This is a genomic window from Nonomuraea sp. NPDC050547 (assembly GCF_044457345.1).
In the GTDB taxonomy this organism is placed as follows: domain Bacteria; phylum Actinomycetota; class Actinomycetes; order Streptosporangiales; family Streptosporangiaceae; genus Nonomuraea.
In genome coordinates, this window is the sequence record NZ_JBITGW010000005.1 from 157,067 (window position 1) to 182,127 (window position 25,061).

The window sequence follows — 25,061 nt, forward strand, 5'->3', positions numbered from 1 at the left end:
GATGACCCAGTCCTTCGGCACCTCGCCCGCATTCCGGCAAACCCCGTTCACCGCGGAGGAAATGGCCAGAAGCGAGGCCAACTTCTCCCCCTTCGTCGCCCAGCAGCTCAACTCCCACGGCCACTTCCGGGTGGCGGCCGACAACCCGGACCTGGTGGAGCTGTTCCAGAACGTGGCCCGCCGGGTGAGCGACATGCTCGGCCAACGCGTGGTCAGCTACTCCAACGGCCGCTACCTCATCATCACCTTCGCCGACCAAACCCCCGACGACCCTGCCCCACCCCCGAGCCCCACCCCCAAGCCCCACCCCCAACCCTGAGCCCCACTCGCGCCTTGAGCCCCACCCGCCACCCGAAGCCCCGCACCTTGAGCCCCACCCGCCACCCGAAGCCCTGACACCACCGGTCCGCCCGCCATCCCACGCTTGTCCGCGCCGGTACGGCGAGCACCTCCGCGGGCGTGGACGGCGCAACGCGGACGGTGGCCCCGCCCGCACCTCCACATGCGGCGCTGGGTTGGGTGGCCGACGAGCCTCACGAGGCAGCGAGTCCGGCCGACCAGATCGCCCGCGAGCACGACCGGCCGGATCGCCCGCGACCTCGCCTGGGCCGGGCGACCTACTCGGATCCCGCAGCACACGCAGGCCCGAGCGCCTCCGCGACGCTCTTGACCCGCTCGATCATCCCGGGCCGGATGCGGGTCGGGCTGTGCGGGAGACGAGCAGCGGGCAGGCGACGGGCGGGAGGCGCGTGGGGTGGTGGGGGTCAGGCGCCTTGGGACAGGAGGGTGGTGATGGCGGTGCGGAGGGCTGGGGCGGTCGCGTCGCCGAACGGGCCCTCGGGGTAGTCGACGACCCAGACGTGGAGCATTTCGGGGGTGGCGGGGAGCTTCGTGGTGCCCTTGGGGCAGGTGCCGTCCGGGCTCAGGACGGCCACGCCGCCGCCGGGCAGCCCGCAGAGGTCGTCGTGGGCATGCCAGTGCGTGAGGGAGCCACCGATTCTGGGGCCCTGGGCGCCCGGAGGCATGATGTACATCGCGCCCAGCAGGATGCTGCCGCCGCTCGGCTTGCGGTAGTACACCAGGGCTTCGGGACGGGTCGGGTCGAGCACCCGGTCGTCCATGATCCACGCCATCTTGGTGAGGTGAACGACGCCGCCGGTGTCGATCGACTCGGCGAACCCGTCCTTCGTGGCAGCCGCCAACGTGGGCCACCGCTTGGGCAGCTCCCGCTTGGCCGCCGCCACGGCCAGGTCCGCGGACGCCCGTTCGCCCTCGCTCGGCGGCACCACCGGCCCCTGGTCGCCATGCTTGTGCCCACCCTGCTGGTCAGCGCTCGCGCCCGGGTCGGTGCCAGGCCGCGTCCCCGTACCCTGTCCCCCGTCCGTGCCCCGGCTCCCGTCCGTGCCCCGGCCCCTGTCAGTGCCCTGGCCCCCGTCGGTGCCCTGGCCTCCGTCGGTGTTCTGGCCCTGATCGCCGGTGTTCTGGCTCTGGTCGGTGCCGTGCTGGTGGCCGCCTGCCGCCGCGGTGTCCGCCGGATCCGCGGGTACGGCGTGGCCATGGGTGCCGAAGACGGGCAGGAAGACCGTACCGACCGCGACCACCACCAGCCCGGCCACCACCCCCGCCCCGATCCGCCTCGACCGGCTGGGAACGGCCTGGCGCGCGGTCCCGTCCAGCAGGGCGAGAGCGCAGCAGACCAGGACGATCTCCAGGGCGGTGGCGAGCACGTCCGGGGCGCCCACGGGCTCCGGACGGCCCGCGCCGGGGCCGAAGGGGACACCGAGGGTCCGGCTGACTCCCCACAGGGCCACGATGGCGGCGTTGCCCACGATCCCGGCCAGCAGCACGGACCGCGCCGGGCGACGCAGAACCACCGCGGCCCAGATCACCTGCGCCCATCCGGCCGCCGCGAAGAACGCCCCGTGCCGCCAGTCCAGCGCGAAGTGCTCCCCCATGGCGGCGAAATGCACAGCCCCCGCCCCGGCCGACAACACCGCGAGCACCACCAAGCTCCCCGGCACCCGCACGCCCACCGGTGACTCCGCGCCGGGCCCCACCGACTCCTCACTCCCAGAGGCGGCCCGCGAAGGCTGCGCACCTCCGGATGCCCTCACGCCTTGGGATGCCCTCACGCCTTCGGACGGCTCCGGCAGCCCGCCGGGGGAAGACGCCGCGCCGTCACCCTCCGCCGCGTTCGGGCCCACGGAAGCGGCCCGCGAAGGCGGTGCGCCTGCGAAGACCGCCGCACCACCGGATGGCTCCGGCCGACGATCCGGGGACGACGTCGCGTCGCCGGGGAGCTCCGGTGTTGGGCCCGTGGGTGGTGCCGTGGCTTGTGGTGGGTCCGGTAAGAGGGGGTCGGTGGCAGGTGGGGTGTCTGGGGGCTGGTCGGGGGTGGTGGGGTCTGGGGTGGGGGGCATGGCGGCCTCGCTCCGCTGGCGGCTGACAAGCGCTTGCGCCGATTATGCACGCCCAACCCCACCCCCCACAGACCCAGTTACGAGCCAGGCACACGTTTTCGCGAGCGACACACGGGGGCACGTAGAAGAAGGGGAGAGTGGGCGATCATGCAGGTCACACCATAGGATGAGATTGGCTAGTTAACTGGTAGGGAATAGGGGAGTTATGTACGCCACCGCGACCATCGTCAAGCCGCTCCCCCCAGAGCTCTTCAGGACGCACGGCGCGAGCGCGGAGATGCGCTGGGACGCCATGGCGGGCCAAGGTTTCCACACCCCCACCGATCGCTTCTTCGTCCGCAACCACACCTTCACCCCGTCCATCGACCCCGCCACCTGGCAACTGGCCATCCACGGCGACGGTGTGCGATGTCCGGGCGCGTACACCTATGACCAGTTGCGCGCCATGCCCGCCCGCACCCTCGACGCGGCGATCGAATGCGCGGGCAACGGCCGCCGCTTCTACGGCACCCAGCAGGGCGAACCCGCCCCCGGCACGCAGTGGGCGCTCGGCGCGATCGGGGTGGCGCGCTGGCGCGGTGTGCCCCTGCGGTACCTGCTGGAGCGCTCGGACATCACCACCAGAGCCGTGGACGTGCTGCCGACCGGCCTCGACGCCCCCTTCGAACACCACGGCCACGTACGCCGCCCCCTGCCCGCCGACAAGGCCATGGACGACGTCCTGGTCGCCTACGAGATGAACGGCCACCCTCTCCCGCCCGACCACGGATTTCCGGTACGCCTGGTGGTGCCGGGATGGGTGGGAATAGCGTCCATCAAATGGCTCGGAGATATCGAAGTGGCCACGCGTGAATTGTTCACCCCGTGGAACACGGAGTTCTACCGCGACGTCACGGTGAATCCGGTGAAAAGCGCGCTCGAACTCGGCTGGAACGCGCAGGTGCCCTTCGGCCGCCCGCACCTGCTGCGCGGCCGTTCGTGGTCGGGCCGCGGCCGGGTGGTCAAGGTCGAGGTGAGCTTCGACGACGGGCGGACCTGGCGCCGGGCGGAACACCGCGGCCCGCACCTGGTCAGCGCCTGGCTGCCCTGGCACATCACGTGGGTGCCGAGGCGCCTGGGCGAGCGGTCGATCCTCGTCAGGGCCACCGACGCGAGCGGCGCGACGCAGCAGCTGAAAAGGCCGCGGCACGAGTTCGGTTATCACTTCGACGCCGTGGTAAGGCACCCGATTACCGTTATCCATGGATAGACAATTGTCACCGAGTCGCTGAGCTGCGGGTCCGCGCGGAGCATCCGAATTCATCTGTAAGACTCTCGCGGAAACGTCCCGGAAACCCCGCGATGTGAAGCTGACCTCGAATCGAACACCCGGGAGAAGAGCAGATGCGCCAGCTGACCGCACTCGACGCGCAGTTCCTCAACGCCGAGTCCGCGACGACCTCCGCCCACGTGGCGGGGCTGGCCATCCTCGACCCGCTCGGCGGCGTCCTCGACCGCGAGACGCTCGCCGCGCTGCTGCGCGAGCGCATGCACCTGTCGCCCGCGCTGGGCCTGCGGCTGAGCGAGGTGCCCTTCGGCCTCGACCATCCCTACTGGGAGCCGGACCCCGCGTTCGACCTGGCCAACCACCTGTTCGAGACGGAGGTGGCCGCGCCCGGAGGCGAGTACCAGCTGGCGGACGCGGTCGCCCGCATCCATGCCGGCCGGCTCGACCGCTCCCGGCCGCTCTGGGAGATGCACCTGCTGCGCGGCCTGACCGGCGGCAGGGTCGCGGTCTACACGAAGGTCCACCACGCGGCCATCGACGGCGTCTCGGGCGCGGAGACGCTCGCCGCCCTGCTCGACCTCTCGCCGGAGCCACGGGTGATCGACGTCACGCCGCCACCGGCCGAGCGGGGTCCGAGTCTGGCGGACATGCTGTACGGCGCCGCCGTACGCACGGCCACACACCCCGTGCGCGCCCTGGGCTCGCTCGCCAGGACGGCGGGCGAGCTGGACGCGATCCCGCTGGCGGCGGGGCTGCCCGGTGCGCGGCGGATCGCGCGGGCGGCCAGGATCGTCGCCGGCGACCGGCGACCGCGGCCGGAACTGCCCGGCCTGATCGCGCCGCGCACGCCGTTCAACGGGCCGATCAGCGCCGAGCGGCGGCTGTCGTTCGGCTCGGTGCCGCTCAAGGACGTCAAGGACGTCGCCAAGAGGCATGGCATGAGCGTGAACGACGTGGTCATGGCCCTGTGCGCGGGCGCGCTGCGGACCTGGCTGCGGGATCGGGACGCGCTGCCGGAGGAGCCGCTGATCGCGGCGGTGCCCGTGGCGGTGCGTACGGCGGGCGCCCGGCAACTGGTCGGCAACCACATCGCGGCCATGGTCACGCCGCTGGCGACGAACGTGGCCGACCGGCACGCGCGGCTGCACGCGACCCGCTCCATGATGCGCACGGCCAAGCGGCGCTTCGCCGCGGCCTCGTCGAGCTGGCTGCACGAGCTGTGCTCGCTGCTGCCGCCGCCGGTGACCCGGCTGGCCTCCCCGGCGATCTTCCGGCTGGCGGCGGTGGCCTGCCCGCCGATCAACCTGATCATCAGCAACGTGCCGGGCCCCCAGTTCCCGCTGTATCTGTGCGGGGCGAGGGTCCTGTCGTACTACCCGATCTCGGTGCTGACCGACCTGAGCGGCGGGGTGAACATCACCTGCTTCTCCTACGACGGCATGCTCGACTTCGGCGTCGTGGCCTGCCCGGAGCGGCTGGACGACGTGTGGTCGCTGACGCGCCACCTGCGCGCCGCGCTGGACGAGCTGCTAGATGAGCGAGTGGGCGATGAGCTCGGCGACGGCGTCGGGGTCGATCTGGTGGCCGGTTAGCTGGCAGAGGTTCTCCTGGTAGAGCAGGACGGCGGCGAACGTGGCCGCCGCCACCTCCAGTCGCGCGCTCTCGCCGCGCCGGCCGGGCAGGGCGAGTTCGAGCGCGAACCTGGAACGCCTGATCAGCTCGCCGTTGAGCCGCCCGAGGCGGTCCTTGACCGAGCGGTGGGTGTCGGCCTCGCGGAACAGGATGCGCCGCATCGCCGGTGAGGCGCGCAGCGGCAGCCTGCGGGCCAGCTTGGACAGTGTGCTCGCCGGATCGCCCGGCACGGCGTCGACTTCCTTGGTCTCCTCCACGAGGGTGCGCTCGTCGATCAGCGCCACCAGCACGTCGATCTTGCGCGGGAAGTAGTGGAAGACCAGTCCTTTGGGCACCCGCGCCAGCTTGGCGATGACCGCGGTAGGGGTGGCCTCGTAGCCACCGCCCGCGAACAACTCCTCGGCCGCGTCCAGGATGCGCGTGCGCGCGTCACCGATCACCACAGCCGAACGATATCGCCACGGCTGACACGTCGGCCATGCCGTCCAGGAGAGATCACCGTACATACCATGTCGTACAATGATGTATTATTTGCGACATTGATGTCGCAAACAAGACGAGGATGTGTGATGGCTGCCAGTCGTGACGAGATCGTCGCCGTGGCGATCCACCACCTCAACCACGCGCCGAACGCGTCGATGGCGGAGATCGCGCAGGCCGCCGGGATCAGCCGCGCCACGCTGCACCGGCACTTCAGCACCCGCGCCGAGCTGCAGTACGAGCTCAGCTCCCGGGCCATGGACGCCTGGGCGAAGACACACGCGGCCGTCGGCCTCGACGAGGCCCTGCGCGCCGGCCTCGACGCCGCCGGGATCAAACAGGTGCTCGACGAGCTGCTGACGGTCACGGTCGCCCACTCGGACGAGCACGGCTTCGCGCTCACCGACCACACCACGGACCGGCACGCGGACCTGGTGCGCCGCGCGGCCGAGCTGGAGGAGAGGGAGATCGCCCTGTTCACCGCCGCGCAGCGGGCCGGCGTGCTGCGCGCGGACCTGCCGCCGCGCTGGGTAAGCAATCTCGTGTACGGCCTGCTCGTGGCCGTGAGGGAGAGCATGCGGCGGGGGGACGTCGCGCGCAGGGACCTGCCCAGGATCTTCCTTGAAACGTTCTATCGGGGGACCACATGACGCTCACCACCGCGCCCGTCGCGCACAAGCGCAGATGGGCCGGACTCGCCGTCCTGTCGGCCAGCCTCTTGCTGGTCGTCATGGACATGACCATCCTGAACGTGGCCCTGCCGGCGATCTCGGCCAGCCTGCGTCCCGACGCCATCCAGCTGCTGTGGATGGTCGACGTCTACTCGCTGGTCCTGGCCGGCCTGCTGGTCACGGTGAGCGCCCTCGGCGACCGGTGGGGGCGCAAGAGGATGCTGCTCACCGGGTTCGGGGTGTTCGGACTCGCCTCCGTCCTGGTGATGTGGGCCGAGAGCCCCGGCGCCGTGATCGCGGTGCGCGCCCTGCTCGGCGTGGGCGGCGCCATGATCATGCCGTCCACGCTGTCGATGATCCGCGCGCTGTTCACCGACTCGCGCGAACGCGCCACCGCGCTGGGCGTCTGGGCGGCCATGGCGGCGGTCGGCGGCGCGCTCGGCCCGATCCTCGGCGGGTTCCTGGTGGAGAACTTCAGCTGGCACGCGGCGTTCCTCGTGAACGTGCCGGTCATGGCCGTCGCCGTGCTCGCCGGCCTGTTCCTGCTGCCCGAGTCGCGCAACCCTCGCCCCGGCCGCTGGGACGCGCTCGGCACCGTCCTGTCGATCGTCGGCATGGTCGGGCTCGTCTACTCCATCAAGCACTTCGCCAAGGACGGCCTGACCGATCCGACCGCGCTGGTGTCGCTGGCCGTCGGCGCGCTGGCGCTGATCTGGTTCGTCCTGCGCAGCCTGCGCCGCCCCGACCCGCTGCTGGAGGTCAGGCTGTTCCGCAGCGGCCCCTTCACCTCCGGCGTGCTGGCCGCGCTCACCACCTCGATCGCCATGGCCGCGATGATGCTGCTCATGGCCCAGTGGATGCAGCTCGTCCAGGGCTACACACCGCTGGAGACCGGGGTACGCCTCCTGCCGACGGCCATCACCGCGCTGATCCTGTCACCGCTGGCGCCCGCGATGGCCGGGCGGATCGGGGCGCGTACCGTGCTGGCCGGGGGGCTGGTCGTGGCGGGGCTGGGTTTCCTGGTGTTGTTCGCGGCGCCGCTGGTCTACGGCTGGGTCGCGCTCGCGCTGCTGCTCATCGGCGCGGGCATGGGCTCGCTGGCCATCGCCTCGGCCGTGATCATGTCGGGCGCGCCGCTGGAGAAGGCGGGCAGCGCCGCGGCCATCGAGGAGACCAGCTACGAGGTGGGCGGGGTGCTCGGGGTGGCCGTCCTGGGCAGCGTCGCGTCGGCGGTCTACCGTACGGCGCTGCCGTACACCGGAGCCCAGGCGGACGTCGTGCGCGAGTCGATCGGCGGCGCGCTCGACGTGGCCGCCACGCTCGGCGCCCAGGGCGCGCGGCTGGCCGAGCAGGCCAAGGTGGCCTTCGGCGACTCGATCGCGGTGACGGGAGCGGTGGGCGCGGCGCTGATGCTGCTGGCGGCGGCGGCCGTGTGGAAGCTGATGCCGCGCACGCTCGACATCGGCGCGGCCCATCACTGAAGCGCGCGCTTCAGCATCGGGTACGCCCGGCGCAGCTCCCGCTGCCAGAAGGCGTGGTTGTGCCCGCCCCGGTAGAAATGGGTGGTGACCGGGATGTCCAGCTCGCGCAGGCGGCCGGCGAAGGCTCTGGCGGCCCGACCGGCCAGGTCCTCGACCAGGTCGCCGGAGCCCGCGGCCACGTACAGGCGCAGTCCCCTGAGCTTTTCCGCCTGGTCGTAGGGGTTGTGCGCCTGCCAGTTGGCTCGCTGGCGGCCGGGGTCGCCCCAGATGCGCTTCCAGTCGGTGCCGAGGCAGCCGAGCGTGGTTCCGGCCATCACCGCCTGGGGGACGCCGTCGCTGAGGATGTGCACGGCGCCGCTGAAGGAGGCGGCGGCCTTGAAGCCGCCCTTGGCGGCGTACAGCATGGCGCCCTGGCCGCCCATGGAGTAGCCCGCGATCACTCGGGCGGGACCGGCGCGGTAGCGGGACTCCAGGAGCGGCAGGAGCTCCTTCAGGTGGTAGGTCTGCCATCGCGGGGGGCCGCCTTCGCCTCCGTTCCACCAGTCGGAGTAGCTGCCGCACCGGCCGCCGTCGGGCATGACGACCATGAGGCCGTCGTCGCGGGTGAGGTCGTCGACGTCGGTCTTGGCGGTCCAGGACGTGTGGTCGTCCAGGCCGCCGTGCAGGAGCCACAGCGCGGGCCAGCGCGCGCGTTCGCCCCAGCCCTTCGGGAGCAGGAGGCGGACCTTGGTGGTGGCGTCGAGGGCGGGCGAGCGGAGGGTGAGTTCGAGGCGGCGCTCGTCCAGCCGCTTCTCCTCCAGCACCTCGATCGCGGGCTCCGGCGATTTTTCCGGATTTTTCACTTCTTGAGCCGGATCTTTCACTCCTTGAGGCGGCCAGGCGACCCTCAGGACGATCACGACCAGCACGAACAGCGCGCCCGCGAGGGTCGCCCCGATCAGGCAGCCACGCATCCGGGCTCGCATCGGCCCTCCTCACGCGGCACCGGACCCTGACGGCGGAACCGCTGTTGGATGCGCGGATAATAGCGAGGTGAGATCGATCGGCACCACGGCCCTGTCCGTGTTCCCTCTTTGCCTCGGCACCAACGTCTTCGGCTGGACCGCCGACCGCGAGGCGTCCTACGCCGTCCTGGACGCCTACGTCGAGGACGGCGGCAACTTCCTCGACACCGCCGACGTGTATCCCGCGTGGGCGACCGGGGAGTCCACCGCCGAGCGGATCATCGGTGACTGGATGATCGAGCGCGGCAACCGCGACTCCCTCGTCCTGGCCACGAAGGTCGGCATGCTGTCCGGGTGGACGGGCCTGGCGCCCAGGACCATCAGGACCGCGGTGGAGAACAGCCTGCGCCGCCTGCGCACCGACCGGATCGACCTCTACTGGGCGCACGTGGACGACGCGGCCACCCCGCTGGCCGACACGCTGGCCGCGTTCGACGCGCTGGTGCGGGAGGGCAAGGTCCGCCACATCGGCGCCTCCAACCACACCGCCCCACGCCTGGCGCAGGCGCTGAAGGTCTCCGACGACGAGGGCCTGGCCCGGTATGTGGCGCTGCAGCCGGCGTACAACCTGATGGAACGCGGCTTCGAGGGCCCGCTGCGCGACGTCGTGGCGCGCGAGGGGCTGTCCACCACGCCGTACCACGCGCTCGCCCGCGGCTTCCTGACCGGCAAGTACGCCCCCGGCGTCACCGTGGACAGCCCCAGGGCGGGCAGGGCGGCCGAGTACCTCACGACCGAGCGCGGCCTGCGCGTCCTGGACGCCCTCGCCAAGATCGGCGCCGTCCGCGACGTGGAACCCGCCGCGATCGCCGTCGCCTGGCTGGCCGCCCAGCCCACGATCACCGCCCCGATCGCCAGCGCCCGCACCCCGGAGCAGCTCAGGCCGCTGATGACCGGAGCGCGACTGGCCCTGGGCGCCGAGGAACTCGCCACCCTGGCCGAGGCCTCAGCCGCCTGAGCCGGGACGCCGGGCGCCGGCGACCGTCAGGCGGATGGAGTACAGGTCGCCGGCCGAGTTGGTGACGAACAGGTTGTTGCGCTTGGGCCCGCCGAAGACGAGGTTCGAGGCGGACTCGGGCAGCAGCAGCCTGCCGATCAGCGTGCCGTCGGTGGCGTAGCAGCGTACGCCGTCGAGGGCGGCGGCCCACACCCGGTCGTGGCAGTCCACGCGGATGCCGTCGAACCAGCTCTCCGCGAACACCTTGCCGCCCGACAGGCCGCCGTCCCCGGCCACGTCGAAGACGCGGAGGTGGCGCTCGCGGGTGTCCACGACGTACAGGAGAGACTCGTCGGCCGAGAAGGCCAGCCCGTTGGGCCGGACGAAGCCCGCGGCGGCGATCCGCAGTTCCCCCGTCGCCGGGTCGAGGCGGTACACGTGGTCGCCGCCGATCTCGCTCTCGGCGGGGCTGCCCTCGTAGTAGCCGGTGATGCCATAGCGCGGGTCGGTGAACCAGATCGTCCCGTCCGAGCGCACCACGACGTCGTTCGGGCTGTTCAGGCGCTTGCCCTCGAAGCTGTCGGCGAGCACGGTGATCGTCCCGTCGTGCTCGGTCCTGGTCACCCGGCGGGCGCCCTGCTCACAGGTGACCAGCCTGCCTTCGAGATCGACCGTGTTGCCGTTGGCGTTGCCCGAGCCGTGCCGGAAGACGCCGACGGCGCCGGTCGTCTCGTCCCAGCGCAGCAACCGGTCGTTGGGGATGTCGCTCCACACCAGGTAGCGCCCGGCGGCGAAGTAGGCGGGCCCCTCGGTCTTGCGGCTGCCGCGGTGCAGCACCTCGACGTACTCGTCGCCGCCGTCGAAGGCGAACCGCTCGTCCAGTACCTCGAACACCGCTTTGAATCTGTCGATCGTCACAACTCCCCCTTCTACCATCGAGCCCGTGAGAAGGCCGAAGGGGGCGGGAGGGAGGCGCCGGCCTGACTTGCCGTAACCCCAAAAGGCCGTAAAGCCGCGAAAAGCCGGAAAGCGCAAAAGAACAGCGGCGCTCAGCGGACGGCGGCGGCTGCGGCTGCGGCGGTGACGAGGGTGGCGAGGTCGGGGTCGGAGAGGCGGGACTCGGTGGCGATCTTGACGTGGCGGGCCTTCTTGCCGGTTCCCTCCAGCAGCGCGGTCGGGTCCTGGGTGAGCAGGTCGGCACCGCGGGCGAACATCAGGTTGATGTGCGCCTGATGCAGGGCGATCGCCACGATCAGCCCCTTGTACGTGCCGGGCTGGTACGTGTAGGCGATCAGCCGGGCCGGTTCGTCGACCTCTTCCTGCGCGTCCGGCAGCAGCCGGCGCAGGAAGTTTCGGGCGGCTCCGGCCAGGGTGCGAATCTCCGGTGAACAGGTGGCGAGCAGCGCGGCGGCCTGGTCTTCCATGACTAGACTCTATCGTCCGGTCTCCGCCCGGAGGGTGGGGCGCCCGGGTCGGGGCGCCCCACGCGGTCAGTGCTCGGTGGCCTTCTCCGCGCCCACGCCGGTGAGCGAACGGACCTCGATCTCGGCGTACTTGGCGGCGTTGTACTCCTTGCTGAGCACGGTGCCGAGCCAGCCGAAGAAGAAGCCGAGCGGGATCGAGATGATGCCGGGGTTGGACAGGTTCCAGATGTGGAAGTCGGCGCCCTTGATCAGCGCGGTCTTCGAGCCGGAGACCACCGGCGAGAAGATCACGAGGATCAGGCAGGAGATCAGGCCGCCGTAGATGGCGGCGACGGCGCCGGCGGTGTTGAACCGCTTCCAGAACAGGCTGTACAGGATCGCCGGCAGGTTGCCCGACGCGGCGACCGCGAAGGCCAGCGCGACGAGGAACGCCACGTTCTGGCCCTGGGCGAGGATGCCGAGGCCGATGGCCGCGGCGCCGATGACCAGGGCGGAGACCCGGGCCACGACGACCTCTTCGCGCTCGGTGGCGTTGCCCTTCTTGAACACGTGGGCGTACAGGTCGTGGGCGAAGCTGGACGAGGAGGCCAGCGTGAGCCCGGCGACCACGGCCAGGATCGTGGCGAAGGCGACGGCGCCGATGAGCGCCAGCAGGACGGTGCCGCCGACGGTGCCGAAGAAGTTCTCGCCGATGGCCGCCGCGAGCTGAGGCGCCGCGGTGTTGCCCGCGGTGTCGGAGGCCGGGATCTTGACCAGTGCCGCGGCGCCGAAGCCGAGCACCAGCGTCAGCAGGTAGAACGTGCCGATGATGCCGATGCCCCACAGCACGGACTTGCGGGCGTCCTTGGCGGTGGGCACGGTGTAGAAGCGGATGAGGATGTGCGGCAGGCCGGCGGTGCCGAGGACGAGCGCGAGTCCGAGGCTGATCAGGTCGATCTTGCCCATGAGGCCCTGGGCTTCGGTGCCGTACTTGAGGCCGGGTTCGAGGAACGCCGCGCCCTTGCCGCTGGCCTCGGTGGCGGCGCCGAGCAGCGCCGAGAGGTTGAAGTTGTACTTGGCCAGCACCAGCACGGTGATCAGCGCGGCGCCGCCCATGAGCAGGACGGCCTTGACGATCTGGACCCAGGTGGTGCCCTTCATGCCGCCGAACACCACGTAGACGATCATCAGCGCGCCGACGGCGACGATCGTCCAGTTCTTGGCCTCGGCGCTGGTGATGCCGAGCAGCAGCCCGACCAGCGCGCCCGCGCCGACCATCTGGGCCAGCAGGTAGAAGATGCTGACGACGATGGTGGAGACGCCGGCGGCGGTGCGGACCGGGCGCGGGCTCATCCGGAAGGCCAGCACGTCGGCCATCGTGAACTTGCCCGAGTTACGCATGAGCTCGGCGACCAGCAGCAACGCCACCAGCCAGGCCACGAGGAAGCCGATGGAGTACAGGAAGCCGTCGTAGCCGGACAGCGCGATCATGCCGGCGATGCCGAGGAACGAGGCGGCCGACATGTAGTCGCCGCCGATGGCCAGGCCGTTCTGGACGCCGGTGAAGGACCGCCCGCCGGCGTAGTAGTCGGCGGCGGTCTTGGTGTTGCGGCTGGCCCAGAAGGTGATGCCGAGCGTGGCGGCCACGAACGTCAGGAACAGGATCGTGGAAAGTGTGGACGAACTCACTTGGTCTGCTCCTCGACCTCGTGCCGGAGCTTGTCGGCCAGCGGGTCCAGCTTCTTCTCCGCGTGCCTGGAGTAGGCCCAGGCGATCAGGAAGGTGGAGACGAACTGCAGCAGGCCCAGGATCAATCCGACGTTGATGTTGCCGAGCACCTGAATGCCCATGAAGTCCCGCGCCCATCCGGACAGCACGACGTACAGGAGGTACCAGACGAGGAACGCGACCGTCATCGGGAAGGTCCAAGCGCGGAACCGGCGCTTCAACTCCTGGAATTCACTGCTCTGCTGAACCCGTTCATAGACCGACGCGTCGTGTTCTTGTGTTGTCACCATGCCTCCCGCTTAGTGTGATGGGGATCACGCTCAAGGTAAGAGCGCAAACTACCCTCCGTGGAGGTCCACAGTCCCGTCGTTCGGCGAGCCGCCGCCGCGTGGCGTTTAGTTGGGTACGGCCTGCGGTGAAAGGTCCGTTTGGCGCGATAAGCGGTAAGCGCCGTCGTTTCACGGGATAAGTCCGGGCATTCGAGATAAATGGCCGCTTGACTTGTATACACGTAACTACCCTGTGTAATCAAGCAAGCTCGGCGAGCACCGCGCCCTTCAGCCCTTGACGGCCCCGGCGGTCAGGCCCTCGACGATGTAGCGGCGGATCGCGGCGAACAGGATGAGGGTCGGGACGACCGAGACGACGGTGGCGGCGGCCATCGAGCCCCAGTCGATGTCGTACTGGGTGATGAAGGAGTTCATGGCCACCGGGACCGTCTTGGCATCCTCGCTGTCGATGAAGGTGATGGCCAGGAACAGCTCGTTCCAGCACTGCACGAACGCGAAGATGAACGTCGCCGCGATCCCCGGCAGCATCACCGGGATGACGACGCGGACCAGCGCCGACAGCCGCGAGGCCCCGTCCACCTGGGCCGCCTCCTCCAGCGCGACCGGCACCCGTTCGTAGAAACCGCGCATGATGATCGTGGAGAACGGCACCAGCATGGCGACGTAGACCACCATGAGGCCGGCCAGCCGGTTGAGCAGGTCGAGGTCGGACATCAGCAGGTAGAGCGGGCCCAGGGCGATGAACAGCGGGATCATCTGGGTCACCAGGAAGGCCAGCATCAGCGCGCCCCTGCCGGGGAAGGTGAAGCGGGCCAGGGTGTAGCCGCCGAGGACGCCGATCACGGTGACCACGGCCGCCGCGACCAGCGAGACCATCAGGCTGTTGGCGAGGTAGCGGCCGAAGTCTGCGAACTCGAACAGTTCGGCGTAATGCTCGAAGGTGAGGTTGGCCGGCCAGTACTTCAGCGGCATCGAGAAGATCTCGGCCTTGGGCTTGAGCGAGGTGACGACGATCCAGTAGAGCGGGAAGACGGTGATGAGCAGCCAGGCGCCCAGCACCGTCCCCTTAGCGAGCCTTTTCACCATCGGCGGACCTCGTCACGTTCAGGTAGAAGATGCTGAAGGCCAGCAGCAACGCCAGGACCAGCAGCCCGACGGCGCCGGCCCGGCCGTAGTCGCCGCCCATGACCTGCTGGATGAGGAAGGTGGTGACGATGTCGGTGCTGCCGGCGGGCCCACCGCCGGTCATGGAGTAGATCAGGTCGGGGAAGTTGAGGATCCAGATGATCCGCAGCAGCACGATCAGCGCCAGCGTGGGCCGGATGTGCGGCAGGGTGACGTGCCAGAACTGGCGCAGCCGGGAGGCGCCGTCCACGCCCGCCGCCTCGTAGAGCTCCTTGGGGACCGACTGCAGCGCGGCCATGATCATGATGGCGAAGAACGTCGTGCCGTACCAGACGTTGGCCACGATGACCGAGGTCATCGCCCAGCCGGGCGTCGACAGGAAGCCGATGCGCTGGTCGATGATCCCGGTCTTGAGCAGCAGGTCGTTGATCACGCCGAACTGCCCGTTGAACATCCACCGCCACAGCAGCCCGATCAGGAACCCGGACATGGCCCACGGGAAGAACACCCACGCCTGGTAGAGCCCCCGGCCCCTGAAGTGCCTCCTGAGCAGCAGCGCCAGCCCGAAACCCAGCACGAACTGGAAGAACAGCGAGACCACGACCCACGTGCCGGTGTTGCGCAGCGAGGTCCAGAACCGCTCCTCGGCCAGCACCGCGGCGAAGTTCTCCAGGCCGGCGAAGGGCGTCTGGGTCAGGTCGAACAGGTTGTAGCGCTGGAAGGCCATGACGCTGCCGCGCACCATCGGCCAGTAGGTGAACAGGACGACGAACACGATCCCGGGCAGCAGGCACAGCGTGATGAACGCCGCCCTGCGCCCGGTGAACGCCCTCTTGGTCACGAGACCTTCTTCGCCTGGTCGGCCCAGAAGGCGTCCCAGGCCTTGAGCACGTCGGCCGTGCTCTTCTTGCCGGTCAGCAGCGCCTGCACGTCACGGTCGGAGTCGACGAGGAACTGACTCCATCCCGGGTAGTCCACGGGCCGGATCGTGATCACCTGCTTGGGGTCCTGCTGCGCCTCCAGGTAGGCCTTCCAGGCGCCCTGGGAGAACTGCGGGTCGCTCTGTGCCTGCTTGGAGATCGGGATGAGCGAGTTGCCCTTGGCGAAGCGGATGCTCTGCTGCGACTCCGACAGGAACTGCACCAGCTTGACCGCCTGGTCGCGATGCTTGGTGAAGGAGGTGACGCCCCATCCGGCGTAGCCGACGGGCTGGTAGGCGTATCCGGTCGGGCCCTTCGGGATCGGCGCCGTGGACCACGTCTTGACCCCGCTCTCCTCGACCGTCTTGATCACCTCGGGGTCCTGGATGAGCATGCCGGTGACGCCCGAGGTGAAACCCTGCACCATCTCCGGATAGGCCCACGAGACCGAGTCCGGCGGCGAGGCCTCCTTGAAGATCTTGACGAACAGGTCGAGCGCCTGCGCGGCCTCGGGCGTGGCGAAGATCGTGCGCTTGTCCGTCAGGTAGAAGGACTTGTCCGGATTGAGCGCCTCGCCGTTGTAGGCGCTGATCATCATGACGGCGTAGTCGGCGCCGCCCTTGCCGCCGCGGAAGGAGTAGCCGAACCGCTCGCCGCCGGTCATCTTCTTGCCCGCCTCGTACAGCTCCTGCCAGGTCTTCGGCGGCGCGGCCATGCCCCAGTCGGTGCGGTAGAAGAGCGTGCGCTGGTAGAAGCCATAGGGGATGAGGTACGGCTTGCCGCCCACCTCGACCGCCTTCTTCTGGGTCAGGTCGGTCAGGCCGGCCCAGCCGCTCCACCCGGTCGTGGGCAGCTCGCCGAGCCAGCCGTTGTTGGAGAAGGACTTGGCCGTGTGGTCGCGGACCTCCAGCACGTCCAGGTCCTTCTTCGTCTGCAGGATCTGGGTGATCTTCTGGTCGGCGCTGTCCAGCGGCGGCGAGATGAGCTCCACCTTGACGCCCGGGTTGGCCTTCTCGAAGTCGGCCAGCAGTGACTTGAGCAGCTTGGTGCGCTCCGGGCTGGTCAGGCTCTCGACCATGCGCAGCCGTACCTCGCCGGGGCCGGAGCCGGAGGACGACCCGCAGCCCGCGAGCAGCACGGTGACGGCGGCAAGGGCCAGGAAGGATTTCACGACGCCTCCATAGATGTGACAGCGCTGTCAGTCACGCTAGGCGACCGACACCCTCCAGCGCTAGACCGAGGTCCTTGATCAATGTGTCCGCGGCCTCAAGGCCGACCGACAGCCGCACCAGGCCGACCGGGATGCCCATGGTCGCCCGCACGCTCTCTTCGACCGACAGCGCCGGCACGTTGACCAGCGACTCGAAGCCGCCCCACGAGACGCCGATGCGGAAGTGCCGCAGCCGGTCCAGGAACTCGGCCGCCTCCTCGCGCGATTCGGTGTCCAGTTCGATGCTGAACAGGCTGGAGAAGCCGGACATCTGGGCCTTGGCCCGCGCGTGGCCGGGGTGGGAGGGCAGGCCGGGGTGGTTGACCACCCGGACGGCCGGGTGCTCGTCCAGGAAGGCGGCGACGGCCAGGCCGCGCTCCTGGTGCGCGGCCATCCGCACCGGCAGCGTGCGCAGGCCCTTGATCACCTTGGCGGCGTCGTGGGGTGACATGGCGGCGCCGTACAGCTGATACTCGGTCAGCGCGAGCGGCCTGATCAACCGCGACGGGCCGGCCACCACGCCGCCGACCAGGTCGCTGTGCCCGCCCACGTACTTCGACAGCGAGTGCAGCACCAGGTCCACCCCGAGCGTCAGCGGCTTCTGGAAGATGGGCGTGGACCAGGTGTTGTCCATGGCCGTGACCAGGCCGCGCTCCCTGGCCCAGCCCGTGACGGCCGCGATGTCGAAGACCTCGTAGCGCATGTAGGACGGCGACTCGAAGTAGAGTAGGCGCGTGCTCGACCTGATAGCGCTGTCACACCCCGCGAGATCGCTGACGTGCGTATGCGTGACGCCGAATTTCTCCAAATAGCGCAGAAACTGGGTCGTCGGCCCGTAGACGGCACCCAGCACCAGCACGTGGTCGCCCGCCGACACCAGCGACGAGATCGTGGCCGAGATCGCGCCCATGCCGGAGGCGAAGCACTTGGCCCGCTCCCCCCGCTCCAGCGCGGCGAGCTTGCGCTGGGCCAGGTCGACGGTCGGATTGGTGCCGCGCCAGTAGACGTAGCGCTCGTCCTCGTCCTTGATCGCCTCGCCCAGCTCGCCGGCCGTGCGGAAGGTGAACAGGGAGTTCTCGAACACCGGCGGGTTGACCGCGCCGAGCAGCCAGGGCTCGTCCTCGCCGAGACGTCCGCAGATCCATTCATCATCCATGGGGGCAGAGTATGACAGCGCGCAAGCCGACCATGGCCGACGTGGCCAGGTACGCGGGCGTGAGCCTGAAGACGGTCTCCCGGGTGGTCAACCGGGAACCGCACGTCAGCGCCGAGGTCCAGCTCAAGGTGGGCGCCGCGATCAGCGCGCTCGGCTTCCGCCGCAACGAGGCGGCGGCCCGGCTGGCCAGGGGCGCCACGATGCTGACCATCGGGCTGGTCATGGAGAACATCTCCAACGAGTTCTACTCGCGCCTGGCCAAGGCGGTCGAGGCGGCGGCCGCCGAGCACGAGGCGCTGGTCGTGTTCGGCTCCTACGAGGAGCGGCCCGAGCGCGAGCGCATGCTGGTCGAGTCCATGTACGCCCGCGGCGTCGACTCCCTGATCGTCGTCCCGTCGTCGGGCGACCACGCGTGGCTGGCCAGGCACACCGGCCTGACCACGGTCTTCGTGGACCGGCTGCCTCCCGGCCAGGACAGCGACGTGGTCCTGCTCGACGACCTGAAGGGCGGCCGCCTGGCCACCGAGCACCTGCGCGCGCACGGCCATCGCAGGATCGCGCTGATCTCCGACGACGTACGGCTGAGCTCGGTGCACGACCGGGCCACCGGCTACCGCGAGGCGCTCGGCACGCCCGACGAGCGCCTCGTCGTGCACGGCGTCTTCGACCCGTGGCGCGTCTCGCAGGAGGTCGCCCGGCTGCTCGACCTGGCCGATCCGCCCACGGCGTTCTTCGCCACCAACAACCGGGCCGCGATCGGCATCCTGCAGGCCCTGCGCGAGCGCCCGGAACGCCCCGCCTACGTGGGTTTCGATGACTTCGCGCTGGCCGAGGTGTTCAACCCCGGTGTGAGCGTGGTCCGCTACGACATCGACCGCATCGCCCGCAGCGCGGTCGGCCTCCTGCTCGACCCGTCCGGACGGCCGCGCCGGGTGACCGTACCGGTGGAGCTGGTCGTACGCGGATCCGGCGAGCGGGGCGCCTAGCCCTTGGGCCGCCAGTCGCCGCGGTCCAGGTCGAGGTCCTCGGGCGTGTGCAGGCGTACCATCGTCCTGGCCACGCCCGGCGGCACCCGGTGCGGGGTCAGGAACGACACCGCCACCATCACGGTGAACGCGATCGGCACCGTCCACGCCGCCGGCTGCGCCAGCAGCGCGTTGACGACCCCGTCGTACGGCCCGCCGATGATCGTGGCCAGCACCGCGCAGCAGGCCAGCCCGCCCCCGGCGAACAGCCCGGCCAGCGCGCCCGTCGTGGTCAGGCGCCGCCACCAGATGCCGAGCACCAGCAGCGGGCAGAACGAGGAGGCCGCCACCGCGAAGGCCAGCCCCACCACGTCGGCCACGGGCAGCGAGCGCGCCCACAACGCCAGCGCCAGCGGCACCGCCACGGCCATCAGCGTGGCGATCCTGAACGAGCGCACGCCGCCGCCCAGCAGATCCTGCGCGATCACCCCGGCCACCGACACGGTCAGCCCCGACGAGGTGGACAGGAACGCCGCGAACGCCCCCGCCGTCACCAGCGCGGTCAGCAGGTCCCCGAGTGTGCCGCCGACCATCGTGCCGGGCAGCGTGAGCACGACCGCGTCGGTGCGGGCCAGGTCGGGGGTGTACAGCCGGCCCAGCCAGCCATAGGCGGCCGGCAGCAGGTAGAAGGCGCCGAGCAGCGTCAGCACCACGAGCGTCGTACGCCGCGCCGCCCGCCCGTCCGGATTGGTGTAGAAGCGCACCAGCACGTGCGGCAGCCCCATCGTGCCCAGGAACGTCGCCAGGATCAGCGAGTACGTGGAGTACAGCCCGTACTCCTTGCCGCTGCCCAGCGGCATCTGCCAGGTGGCCGCGTCGGCCGCGCTCAGGCCGGGCGCGCCGTCGCGTTTCCAGGCCAGCAGCAGGAACACCAGCGGCACCGCCAGCGCGGTCAGCTTCAGCCAGTACTGGAAGGCCTGCACGAACGTGATCGAGCGCATCCCGCCCGACAGCACGTTGACCGCCACCACGACCGCCACCAGCAGCCCGCCGGCCCAGACCGGCGCCCCGGTGATCGTGCGCAGCACCAGCCCGGCGCTCTGAAACTGCGGCATCAGGTAGAGCCAGCCGATGAGCACCACGAGCACGCTGGCCGTACGGCGCACGGCCATCGACTCCAGCCTGGCCTCGGCGAAGTCGGGCAGCGTGTACGCGCCGGAGCGCCGCAGCGGGGCCGAGACGAGCACGAGCAGCACCAGGTAGCCGCCGGTCCAGCCGACCGGCAGCCACAGCATGTCGATGCCGTAGGTGAGGATCAGGCCGGCGATGCCGAGGAAGGAGGCGGCCGACAGGTACTCGCCGCCGATGGCCGAGGCGTTCCAGAGCGGGCTGACCGTGCGGGAGGCGACGTAGAAGTCGGAGGTGGTGCGGGAGAACCGGATGCCGAACGCACCGATGAGCACCGCGGCCACCACGACGACCACGACCGCGGTCAAGCTCATTTGCGCTCGACGAGGTCGGCGAAGTGGCGCTCGTTGCGTTCGGCCTGCCGTACGTAGAGCCAGGCTCCCACGACGAAGGCGGGATAGATGAGGCAGGCGAGGACCGCCCACGGCAGCGGCACGCCGAGCAGGTGCAGGCCGCGCACGTCCGGCAGGAGCAGGAACAGCAGCGGCAGCCCGCCGATCACGCAGGCCAGCACGGTGCAGACGAACAGCGCCAGGCGGAACTGGGTGCGCAGCAGGGAGCGCATGTAGACCTCGCCGACCACGGTCTGCTCGTCGATCTCGCGCGTGGCCGGGTAGCGGCGGCGGCGCGCGGCGGCGGTGCGGGGGCTGGTGACGGCGACGCGGCGGCTGCTCATCGTTTGGCTCTTCTGACGAGGAGGTCGCGCAGCTCGCGGGTGTGGCGGCGGCTGACCGGGATCTCGGTGCTGCCCACGGTCACCGTGCACCTGCCCGAGTCGATGTGCAGCTCCTCGATGTGCTTGACCGCGACCAGGTGGCTGCGGTGGACCCGGACGAACCCGGCCGTGGCCCAGCGCTCCTCCAGCGTGTTGAGGGGGATGCGGACCAGGTGGGTGCCCGTCTGGGTGTGCAGGCGAGCGTAGTCGCCCTGCGCCTCCACGTACACGACATCGGCGGAGGAGACGAAGCGCGTCACCCCGCCCAGCTCGACCGGGATCGTGTCGGCGTCCTCGCCGTCCGGCGCCACGTCGGAGGACAGGGCGACCCTGCGGATCGCCTCGGCCAGGCGTTCCGGGCGTACCGGCTTGAGCAGGTAGTCCTCGGCCTTGATCTCGAACGCGTCGACCGCGTGCTCCTCGTAGGCGGTCACGAACACCACCCGGGGCGGGTTGGCGAACTGCGCCAGCAGGCGGCCCAGCACCACGCCGTCGAGCCCGCGCATCCTGATGTCGAGGAAGACCGCGTCGACCGGGCGGCCCTCGGCGATGCCGCGGTCGAGCTGCCGCAGCGCCGCGGCTCCGTCGCGGGCGGTCAGCACCTCGTCGATCCGCGGGTCGGCGCGCAGCAGGTAGGACAGGTCCTCCAGAGCCGGAAGTTCATCGTCGACCGCCAGGACGCGCAAGCCAGCCACGCAACACTCCTTCCGATCCCTTGACAGTGATAAAAGCGACAAGAGGCGTCAAGCCCGTCACGCGCAGGTCACAGGTCACTAGCGGGCCGAGACCCCCGGGTGGTACTTCGGCACGCGCACGTTGACCTTGGTCCCCGCGCCCTTGCCGGTCTCCACGACCAGGCCGTACTCATCACCGTAGACCTGGCGCAGGCGCTCGTCGACGTTGGCCAGGCCCACGCCGCCCGCGCTGACCACCTCCCCGGCCAGGATGAGCCGCAGCCGGTCGGGGTCCATGCCGAGGCCGTCGTCCTCGACGCTGATGCGGCACTCGGCTCCGGCGTCCTCGGCGACGATGGTGATCCGGCCTACGCCGTTCTTGCTCTCCAGGCCGTGCCGTACCGCGTTCTCCACGAGCGGCTGCAGGCAGAGGAACGGCACGGCGACCGGCAGCACCTCCGGCGCGATCCTGAGCGTGACCTGGAGCTGGTCGCCGAAGCGGGCCCGCTCCAGGATCAGGTAACGGTCGATGGAGCGCAGTTCCTCGGCCAGCGTGGTGAAGTCGCCGTGGCGGCGGAAGGAGTAGCGGGTGAAGTCGGCGAACTCCAGCAGCAGCTCACGGGCGCGCTCGGGGTCGGTGCGGACGAACGAGGCGATCGTGGTCAGCGAGTTGTAGATGAAGTGGGGGGAGATCTGCGCGCGCAGCGCCCGTACCTCGGCCTCCATCAGGCGGGTGCGGGAGCGGTCGAGCTCGGCCAGTTCCAGCTGGGAGTCGACCCAGCCGGCCGTCTCCTGCGCCGCGCGCACCAGCCCGGCGGAGGCGTGCGGGCCGTAGGCGGCCAGCGAGCCGACGATGCGGTCGTCGGTGGTCAGCGGCACCACGACCGCGTGCCTGATCGGGCATTCGAGCAGCTCGCACGGGATCGACAGCACCTGGGTACGGCCGTCGCGCAAGGTCGCCGCCGCGTGGTCCAGGGCGTCGGCGGCGTGGTGGTCGCCGATGCCGTCGTACACCAGCAGCCGCTCGCCGTCCGTGATCGCCAGCGCCGGGGAGCCGAGCAGCTCGCGCAGGTGGCGCGAGGCCTTCTGCGCGCCCTCGGCGGTCAGCCCGGCGCGCAGCGGCGGCGCGGCCAGCGAGGCGGTGTGCAGCGTCTCGAACGTGGCCCGCTCGGCCGGCCCGGTCCCCAGCTCGCGGCGCCCGCGCAGCACCCGCCAGAGCACCACGGCCGGGACGCCGACCAGCATCACCGCCAGGATCAGGCCGACGGCGAGTTCCATGACTTCCTGATCAGCTCGGCGTAGGACTCGGCCTCGGCGTCGTCGGCGTACTTGGTGCGCGGCCAGAAGAAGCCGCGCAACCCGTCCTTCTTGTGCCGCGGCACGATGTGCACGTGCAGGTGGGCGACGCTCTGGCTGATCCGGTTGTTCATCGCGACGAACGTGCCCGCCGCCTGCAGGCCGTCCTCCACCGCGCGGGCGCCCGCCTGGACGCGTTCGAAGAACGGGCCGACCTCGGTGAGGTCGGCCAGTGTCTCCACGTGGCGGCGCGGCACCAGCAGGACGTGGCCCTTGAAGACCGGCCTCGTGTCGAGGAAGCCGACGGCCACCTCGTCGGAGAAGACCGTGAAGGCGGGCCGTTCCCGCGCGATGATCTCGCAGAACAGGTCGGTGCTCACCTGCCGACTTTAGCCGCGAACGCCGACCAGCTGCTCACGTTGGGGCCGCCCCACTCCTGGGGCGCGTGCAGGAAGTGCTCGCCGACGTGCGCGGCCAGCCGCTCGGGGGCCTGGTCGACCTTGCCGCCCCTGACGTGGTAGACGAGGCCGCCGGGGCGCGGGCCCATCGCCATCCAGGGCAGCCACGGCGAGACGCGGCTCCAGGAGAAGAAGCTGGGCACGTTCTGGGCGTCGCTCTCGACGTCTTCGGCCTTGGCGAAGAACTGGAAGAGCTCTAGGGCGCGATAGGTGTCATTTGCCGAATTTTCCGGAAATTCCGCGACTTTGAGGGGCGAGGGGTAGGCGAGACGGATGTCCACATTGAAGATGACCTGGTCGCCGATCCGGGTCCGCGGGACCGGGTACGCGCCCAGGCGCTGGTTGACCGGGTCGTTGAAGACGTGCTGGACCTCGACCTCCTGGCCGGTGAACGGGTTGTCCCAGGTCTGGAGGATCTCGCGGGACTTCGGGTCGAGGTAGGCGGCGGCCTCGCGGGTCAGGAGCTGCCAGGCGCCGTCGGCCTCGACCACGCGGGCCACGTTGAGGCCTTCGAACCCGAACAGGTGGTGCGGGCCGTCGTCGTCCTGCCAGCCGTACACGTCGCCGGTCCACCACGAGATCGTCTCGGCGCCGTCAGTCGAGGCGCGCACCCGAAGGAAATCCATGGGGTGAAGCCTCTACGACCGCGCGTCAGGTTTCAAGACACTCTGTCGTGATCACTTGACGGTGATGGTGAAGATCGCGGTTCCGGACTCCCTGACGCTGTCCGGGGCCGACGGCGTCTTCTCCGCCCCGCAGCGCCAGCAGTTGTACAGCTTGACCTCCGTCGTGCCCGGCCGCTTGGCGTTGAAGACGAAGTAGCCGGTGCCGCCGCTGCCCGGGGCGTCGCCTTCGCTCTCGTGCTCCTCGCTGATGAACGAGGCCACCGTCGCGTCCGGCACCTCGACCAGCGACCAGTTGTCGCCGATCGACGGGTTGTCGGCGACGACCAGCGAGAAACGATCGCCCTGGCTCACCTCGACCTGGGTCGTCTGCCCCTTCGCGCCCTTCACGACGGTGCCGTAGTCGCTGACCGCCGAACCCGCGCCGCATCCCGCCGCCGCGACGGCCAGAAGGACCGCCGCGGCCCATGTCCTCTTCACCCGCCGCAGCGTACCGCTCCCTCCTCGGGGGTACGGCGGCGCGTTCAGCGCTTGCGCTTGAGCAGGCGGCGCACGACGAGGGCGACGATGGTGCCGACGGCGGCCACCACCAGGATGGGGCGCTTCTTCGCCTCCGTGGCGGCGGCGTCGGCCACCTCTCCCGCCTTGTCCGTCGCGGCCGCCGCCGTGTCCTTGGCGGCCACCGCCATCTCGCCCGCCTTGTCCTTCGCCGTGGCGGCCAGCTCGCCCGCCTTGTCCTTGGCCGTCGCGGCCGTGTCCTTGGCCGTCGCGGCGACCTCGCCCGCCTTCTCCTTGGCCGTGTCGGCCATGTCGCCTGCTTTATCCTTTGCCGTCGCCATCGCGTCGCCTGCCTTGTCTCTCGTTCCGGTCGTCTCATCGGACTCCGCGCCGGCCGGGGAACCCACCGTGGCCCGGTGCGCGCCCACGTCTCCCGCGCTGCGGTTCCGGTCCATCCCGGGATCTGCCTCGGTCATCTCCGGGTCCCCTCCTTGACCACGTCGGCGCGGACGAAGGCGCCCGCGGTGTGTGGCCGCCTCCTCCGACGAGAAAGGCGCCTACCCTGTCAGGAGGCGCTCTATCACGGCTGTCCCCCGCGCAGGTCCTCGCGCATGGCGTCGCGGGCGGCGAGGAGCGGGTCCTTCTCCTCGGCGTCCTCACGGCTCGCGGCGAGCTCTTCCTCCGCGCGCACGTCGGTGACGTCCCCGTGTGTGCTGTCCGCCGCGACGAACACCCCGCGTGCCTTGCGCGCCGCTTCGGCGGCCTCGGCGTTCTCCGCCGCACCCGCCCGGGTCTGCGGCACGTTGATCGAGGTCGGGTCCACGGGCGTGCCCACGACGGCCTCGTGCGCGCCGACGTACCCCGCGGTCACTCCCTCGACGTACTCCTCGTGCTCCTCCATCGGCCCTGCCTTCCCGTGC

Annotated in this window: 27 protein-coding genes; 7 read left to right on the plus strand and 20 right to left on the minus strand. The window is 70.4% G+C overall.

Annotated features, from left to right (window positions below):
- Position 1: 1 nt before the first annotated feature.
- The gene (locus tag ACIBHY_RS14555) at positions 2–319 is read left to right on the plus strand and encodes a hypothetical protein (protein WP_397243232.1); all 318 of its coding nucleotides are present in this window, start codon (positions 2–4) and stop codon (positions 317–319) included.
- A 445-nt stretch (positions 320–764) separates the two neighbouring features.
- Here the strand turns inward: ACIBHY_RS14555 and ACIBHY_RS14560 are convergent, their stop codons facing one another.
- A complete protein-coding gene (locus tag ACIBHY_RS14560) occupies positions 765–2,057 on the minus strand; it encodes a hypothetical protein (protein WP_397306890.1) in 1,293 nt (430 codons plus the stop codon).
- Positions 2,058–2,625: 568 nt separating this feature from the next.
- Here ACIBHY_RS14560 and ACIBHY_RS14565 point away from each other — a divergent pair.
- Positions 2,626–3,669, plus strand: coding sequence for a sulfite oxidase (locus tag ACIBHY_RS14565; protein ID WP_397306891.1), 1,044 nt, complete (start codon positions 2,626–2,628; stop codon positions 3,667–3,669).
- 134 nt (positions 3,670–3,803) lie between these two features.
- Positions 3,804–5,279, plus strand: a complete 1,476-nt coding sequence (locus ACIBHY_RS14570; protein ID WP_397306892.1) for a wax ester/triacylglycerol synthase family O-acyltransferase — start codon at positions 3,804–3,806, stop codon at positions 5,277–5,279.
- On the opposite strand, the gene ACIBHY_RS14575 is transcribed toward ACIBHY_RS14570, so the two are convergent.
- A complete protein-coding gene (locus ACIBHY_RS14575; protein ID WP_397243224.1) occupies positions 5,217–5,762 on the minus strand; it encodes a TetR/AcrR family transcriptional regulator in 546 nt (181 codons plus the stop codon). The two genes, ACIBHY_RS14570 and ACIBHY_RS14575, sit on opposite strands and share 63 nt — an antisense overlap.
- 126 nt (positions 5,763–5,888) lie before the next feature.
- Between ACIBHY_RS14575 and ACIBHY_RS14580 the strand changes: the two genes are divergently transcribed.
- Both ACIBHY_RS14580 and ACIBHY_RS14585 read left to right on the plus strand, forming a co-directional pair.
- Positions 5,889–6,449: a TetR/AcrR family transcriptional regulator gene (locus ACIBHY_RS14580; protein ID WP_397306893.1), complete on the plus strand. Its 561-nt coding sequence runs from the start codon at positions 5,889–5,891 to the stop codon at positions 6,447–6,449.
- Positions 6,446–7,951, plus strand: coding sequence for an MFS transporter (locus ACIBHY_RS14585; RefSeq protein WP_397306894.1), 1,506 nt, complete (start codon positions 6,446–6,448; stop codon positions 7,949–7,951). The genes ACIBHY_RS14580 and ACIBHY_RS14585 overlap by 4 nt, the downstream gene beginning before the upstream one ends.
- On the opposite strand, the gene ACIBHY_RS14590 is transcribed toward ACIBHY_RS14585, so the two are convergent.
- Positions 7,945–8,916: an alpha/beta hydrolase gene (locus tag ACIBHY_RS14590; protein ID WP_397306895.1), complete on the minus strand. Its 972-nt coding sequence runs from the start codon at positions 8,914–8,916 to the stop codon at positions 7,945–7,947. The two genes, ACIBHY_RS14585 and ACIBHY_RS14590, sit on opposite strands and share 7 nt — an antisense overlap.
- Before the next feature lie 67 nt (positions 8,917–8,983).
- Here ACIBHY_RS14590 and ACIBHY_RS14595 point away from each other — a divergent pair, with 67 nt between their 5' ends.
- Positions 8,984–9,913, plus strand: coding sequence for an aldo/keto reductase (locus ACIBHY_RS14595; RefSeq protein WP_397306896.1), 930 nt, complete (start codon positions 8,984–8,986; stop codon positions 9,911–9,913).
- Here ACIBHY_RS14595 and ACIBHY_RS14600 read toward each other — a convergent pair.
- The 8 genes from ACIBHY_RS14600 to ACIBHY_RS14635 form a co-directional block, all read right to left on the minus strand.
- Complete coding sequence (locus ACIBHY_RS14600) at positions 9,902–10,810, minus strand: SMP-30/gluconolactonase/LRE family protein (RefSeq protein ID WP_397243214.1); 909 nt, start codon at positions 10,808–10,810, stop codon at positions 9,902–9,904. The two genes, ACIBHY_RS14595 and ACIBHY_RS14600, sit on opposite strands and share 12 nt — an antisense overlap.
- A 131-nt stretch (positions 10,811–10,941) precedes the next feature.
- Positions 10,942–11,316 carry a DUF1801 domain-containing protein gene (locus tag ACIBHY_RS14605; protein ID WP_397306897.1) on the minus strand — a complete coding sequence of 125 codons (375 nt, stop codon included), beginning with the start codon at positions 11,314–11,316 and terminating at the stop codon, positions 10,942–10,944.
- Between the two features lie 66 nt (positions 11,317–11,382).
- Positions 11,383–12,984 (minus strand): cation acetate symporter, encoded by a 1,602-nt coding sequence (locus tag ACIBHY_RS14610; RefSeq protein ID WP_397243210.1) that lies wholly within the window; start codon positions 12,982–12,984, stop codon positions 11,383–11,385.
- Positions 12,981–13,313 (minus strand): DUF485 domain-containing protein, encoded by a 333-nt coding sequence (locus tag ACIBHY_RS14615; RefSeq protein ID WP_397243208.1) that lies wholly within the window; start codon positions 13,311–13,313, stop codon positions 12,981–12,983. Before ACIBHY_RS14615 ends, ACIBHY_RS14610 begins: the two co-directional genes overlap by 4 nt.
- 267 nt (positions 13,314–13,580) lie before the next feature.
- Positions 13,581–14,399 carry a carbohydrate ABC transporter permease gene (locus ACIBHY_RS14620; protein WP_397306898.1) on the minus strand — a complete coding sequence of 273 codons (819 nt, stop codon included), beginning with the start codon at positions 14,397–14,399 and terminating at the stop codon, positions 13,581–13,583.
- Positions 14,380–15,279 (minus strand): carbohydrate ABC transporter permease, encoded by a 900-nt coding sequence (locus ACIBHY_RS14625; protein ID WP_397243206.1) that lies wholly within the window; start codon positions 15,277–15,279, stop codon positions 14,380–14,382. The genes ACIBHY_RS14620 and ACIBHY_RS14625 overlap by 20 nt, the downstream gene beginning before the upstream one ends.
- The gene (locus ACIBHY_RS14630; RefSeq protein ID WP_397306899.1) at positions 15,276–16,529 is read right to left on the minus strand and encodes an ABC transporter substrate-binding protein; all 1,254 of its coding nucleotides are present in this window, start codon (positions 16,527–16,529) and stop codon (positions 15,276–15,278) included. Before ACIBHY_RS14630 ends, ACIBHY_RS14625 begins: the two co-directional genes overlap by 4 nt.
- A 31-nt stretch (positions 16,530–16,560) precedes the next feature.
- Positions 16,561–17,724 (minus strand): trans-sulfuration enzyme family protein, encoded by a 1,164-nt coding sequence (locus tag ACIBHY_RS14635; protein ID WP_397243202.1) that lies wholly within the window; start codon positions 17,722–17,724, stop codon positions 16,561–16,563.
- 11 nt (positions 17,725–17,735) lie between these two features.
- On the opposite strand from ACIBHY_RS14635, the gene ACIBHY_RS14640 reads away from it, so the two are divergent.
- Entirely contained in the window at positions 17,736–18,710 is a 975-nt protein-coding gene (locus ACIBHY_RS14640) for a LacI family DNA-binding transcriptional regulator (RefSeq protein ID WP_397243200.1), read from the plus strand.
- Here the strand turns inward: ACIBHY_RS14640 and ACIBHY_RS14645 are convergent.
- The 9 genes from ACIBHY_RS14645 to ACIBHY_RS14685 form a co-directional block, all read right to left on the minus strand.
- Positions 18,707–20,191 (minus strand): cation acetate symporter, encoded by a 1,485-nt coding sequence (locus ACIBHY_RS14645; protein ID WP_397243198.1) that lies wholly within the window; start codon positions 20,189–20,191, stop codon positions 18,707–18,709. The two genes, ACIBHY_RS14640 and ACIBHY_RS14645, sit on opposite strands and share 4 nt — an antisense overlap.
- Complete coding sequence (locus ACIBHY_RS14650) at positions 20,188–20,553, minus strand: hypothetical protein (protein ID WP_397243196.1); 366 nt, start codon at positions 20,551–20,553, stop codon at positions 20,188–20,190. Before ACIBHY_RS14650 ends, ACIBHY_RS14645 begins: the two co-directional genes overlap by 4 nt.
- A complete protein-coding gene (locus ACIBHY_RS14655; RefSeq protein WP_397243194.1) occupies positions 20,550–21,287 on the minus strand; it encodes a LytR/AlgR family response regulator transcription factor in 738 nt (245 codons plus the stop codon). Before ACIBHY_RS14655 ends, ACIBHY_RS14650 begins: the two co-directional genes overlap by 4 nt.
- Before the next feature lie 78 nt (positions 21,288–21,365).
- A complete protein-coding gene (locus ACIBHY_RS14660) occupies positions 21,366–22,544 on the minus strand; it encodes a sensor histidine kinase (RefSeq protein WP_397306900.1) in 1,179 nt (392 codons plus the stop codon).
- Entirely contained in the window at positions 22,523–22,942 is a 420-nt protein-coding gene (locus ACIBHY_RS14665; protein WP_397243192.1) for an HIT family protein, read from the minus strand. The genes ACIBHY_RS14660 and ACIBHY_RS14665 overlap by 22 nt, the downstream gene beginning before the upstream one ends.
- Complete coding sequence (locus tag ACIBHY_RS14670) at positions 22,939–23,646, minus strand: DUF1838 family protein (protein ID WP_397243190.1); 708 nt, start codon at positions 23,644–23,646, stop codon at positions 22,939–22,941. Before ACIBHY_RS14670 ends, ACIBHY_RS14665 begins: the two co-directional genes overlap by 4 nt.
- Positions 23,647–23,697: 51 nt before the next feature.
- Positions 23,698–24,123 carry a protease inhibitor I42 family protein gene (locus tag ACIBHY_RS14675; RefSeq protein ID WP_397243188.1) on the minus strand — a complete coding sequence of 142 codons (426 nt, stop codon included), beginning with the start codon at positions 24,121–24,123 and terminating at the stop codon, positions 23,698–23,700.
- A gap of 44 nt (positions 24,124–24,167) precedes the next feature.
- The gene (locus ACIBHY_RS14680; protein ID WP_397243186.1) at positions 24,168–24,452 is read right to left on the minus strand and encodes a hypothetical protein; all 285 of its coding nucleotides are present in this window, start codon (positions 24,450–24,452) and stop codon (positions 24,168–24,170) included.
- Between the two features lie 269 nt (positions 24,453–24,721).
- Positions 24,722–25,042 carry a hypothetical protein gene (locus tag ACIBHY_RS14685; RefSeq protein ID WP_397243184.1) on the minus strand — a complete coding sequence of 107 codons (321 nt, stop codon included), beginning with the start codon at positions 25,040–25,042 and terminating at the stop codon, positions 24,722–24,724.
- Positions 25,043–25,061 lie beyond the last annotated feature (19 nt).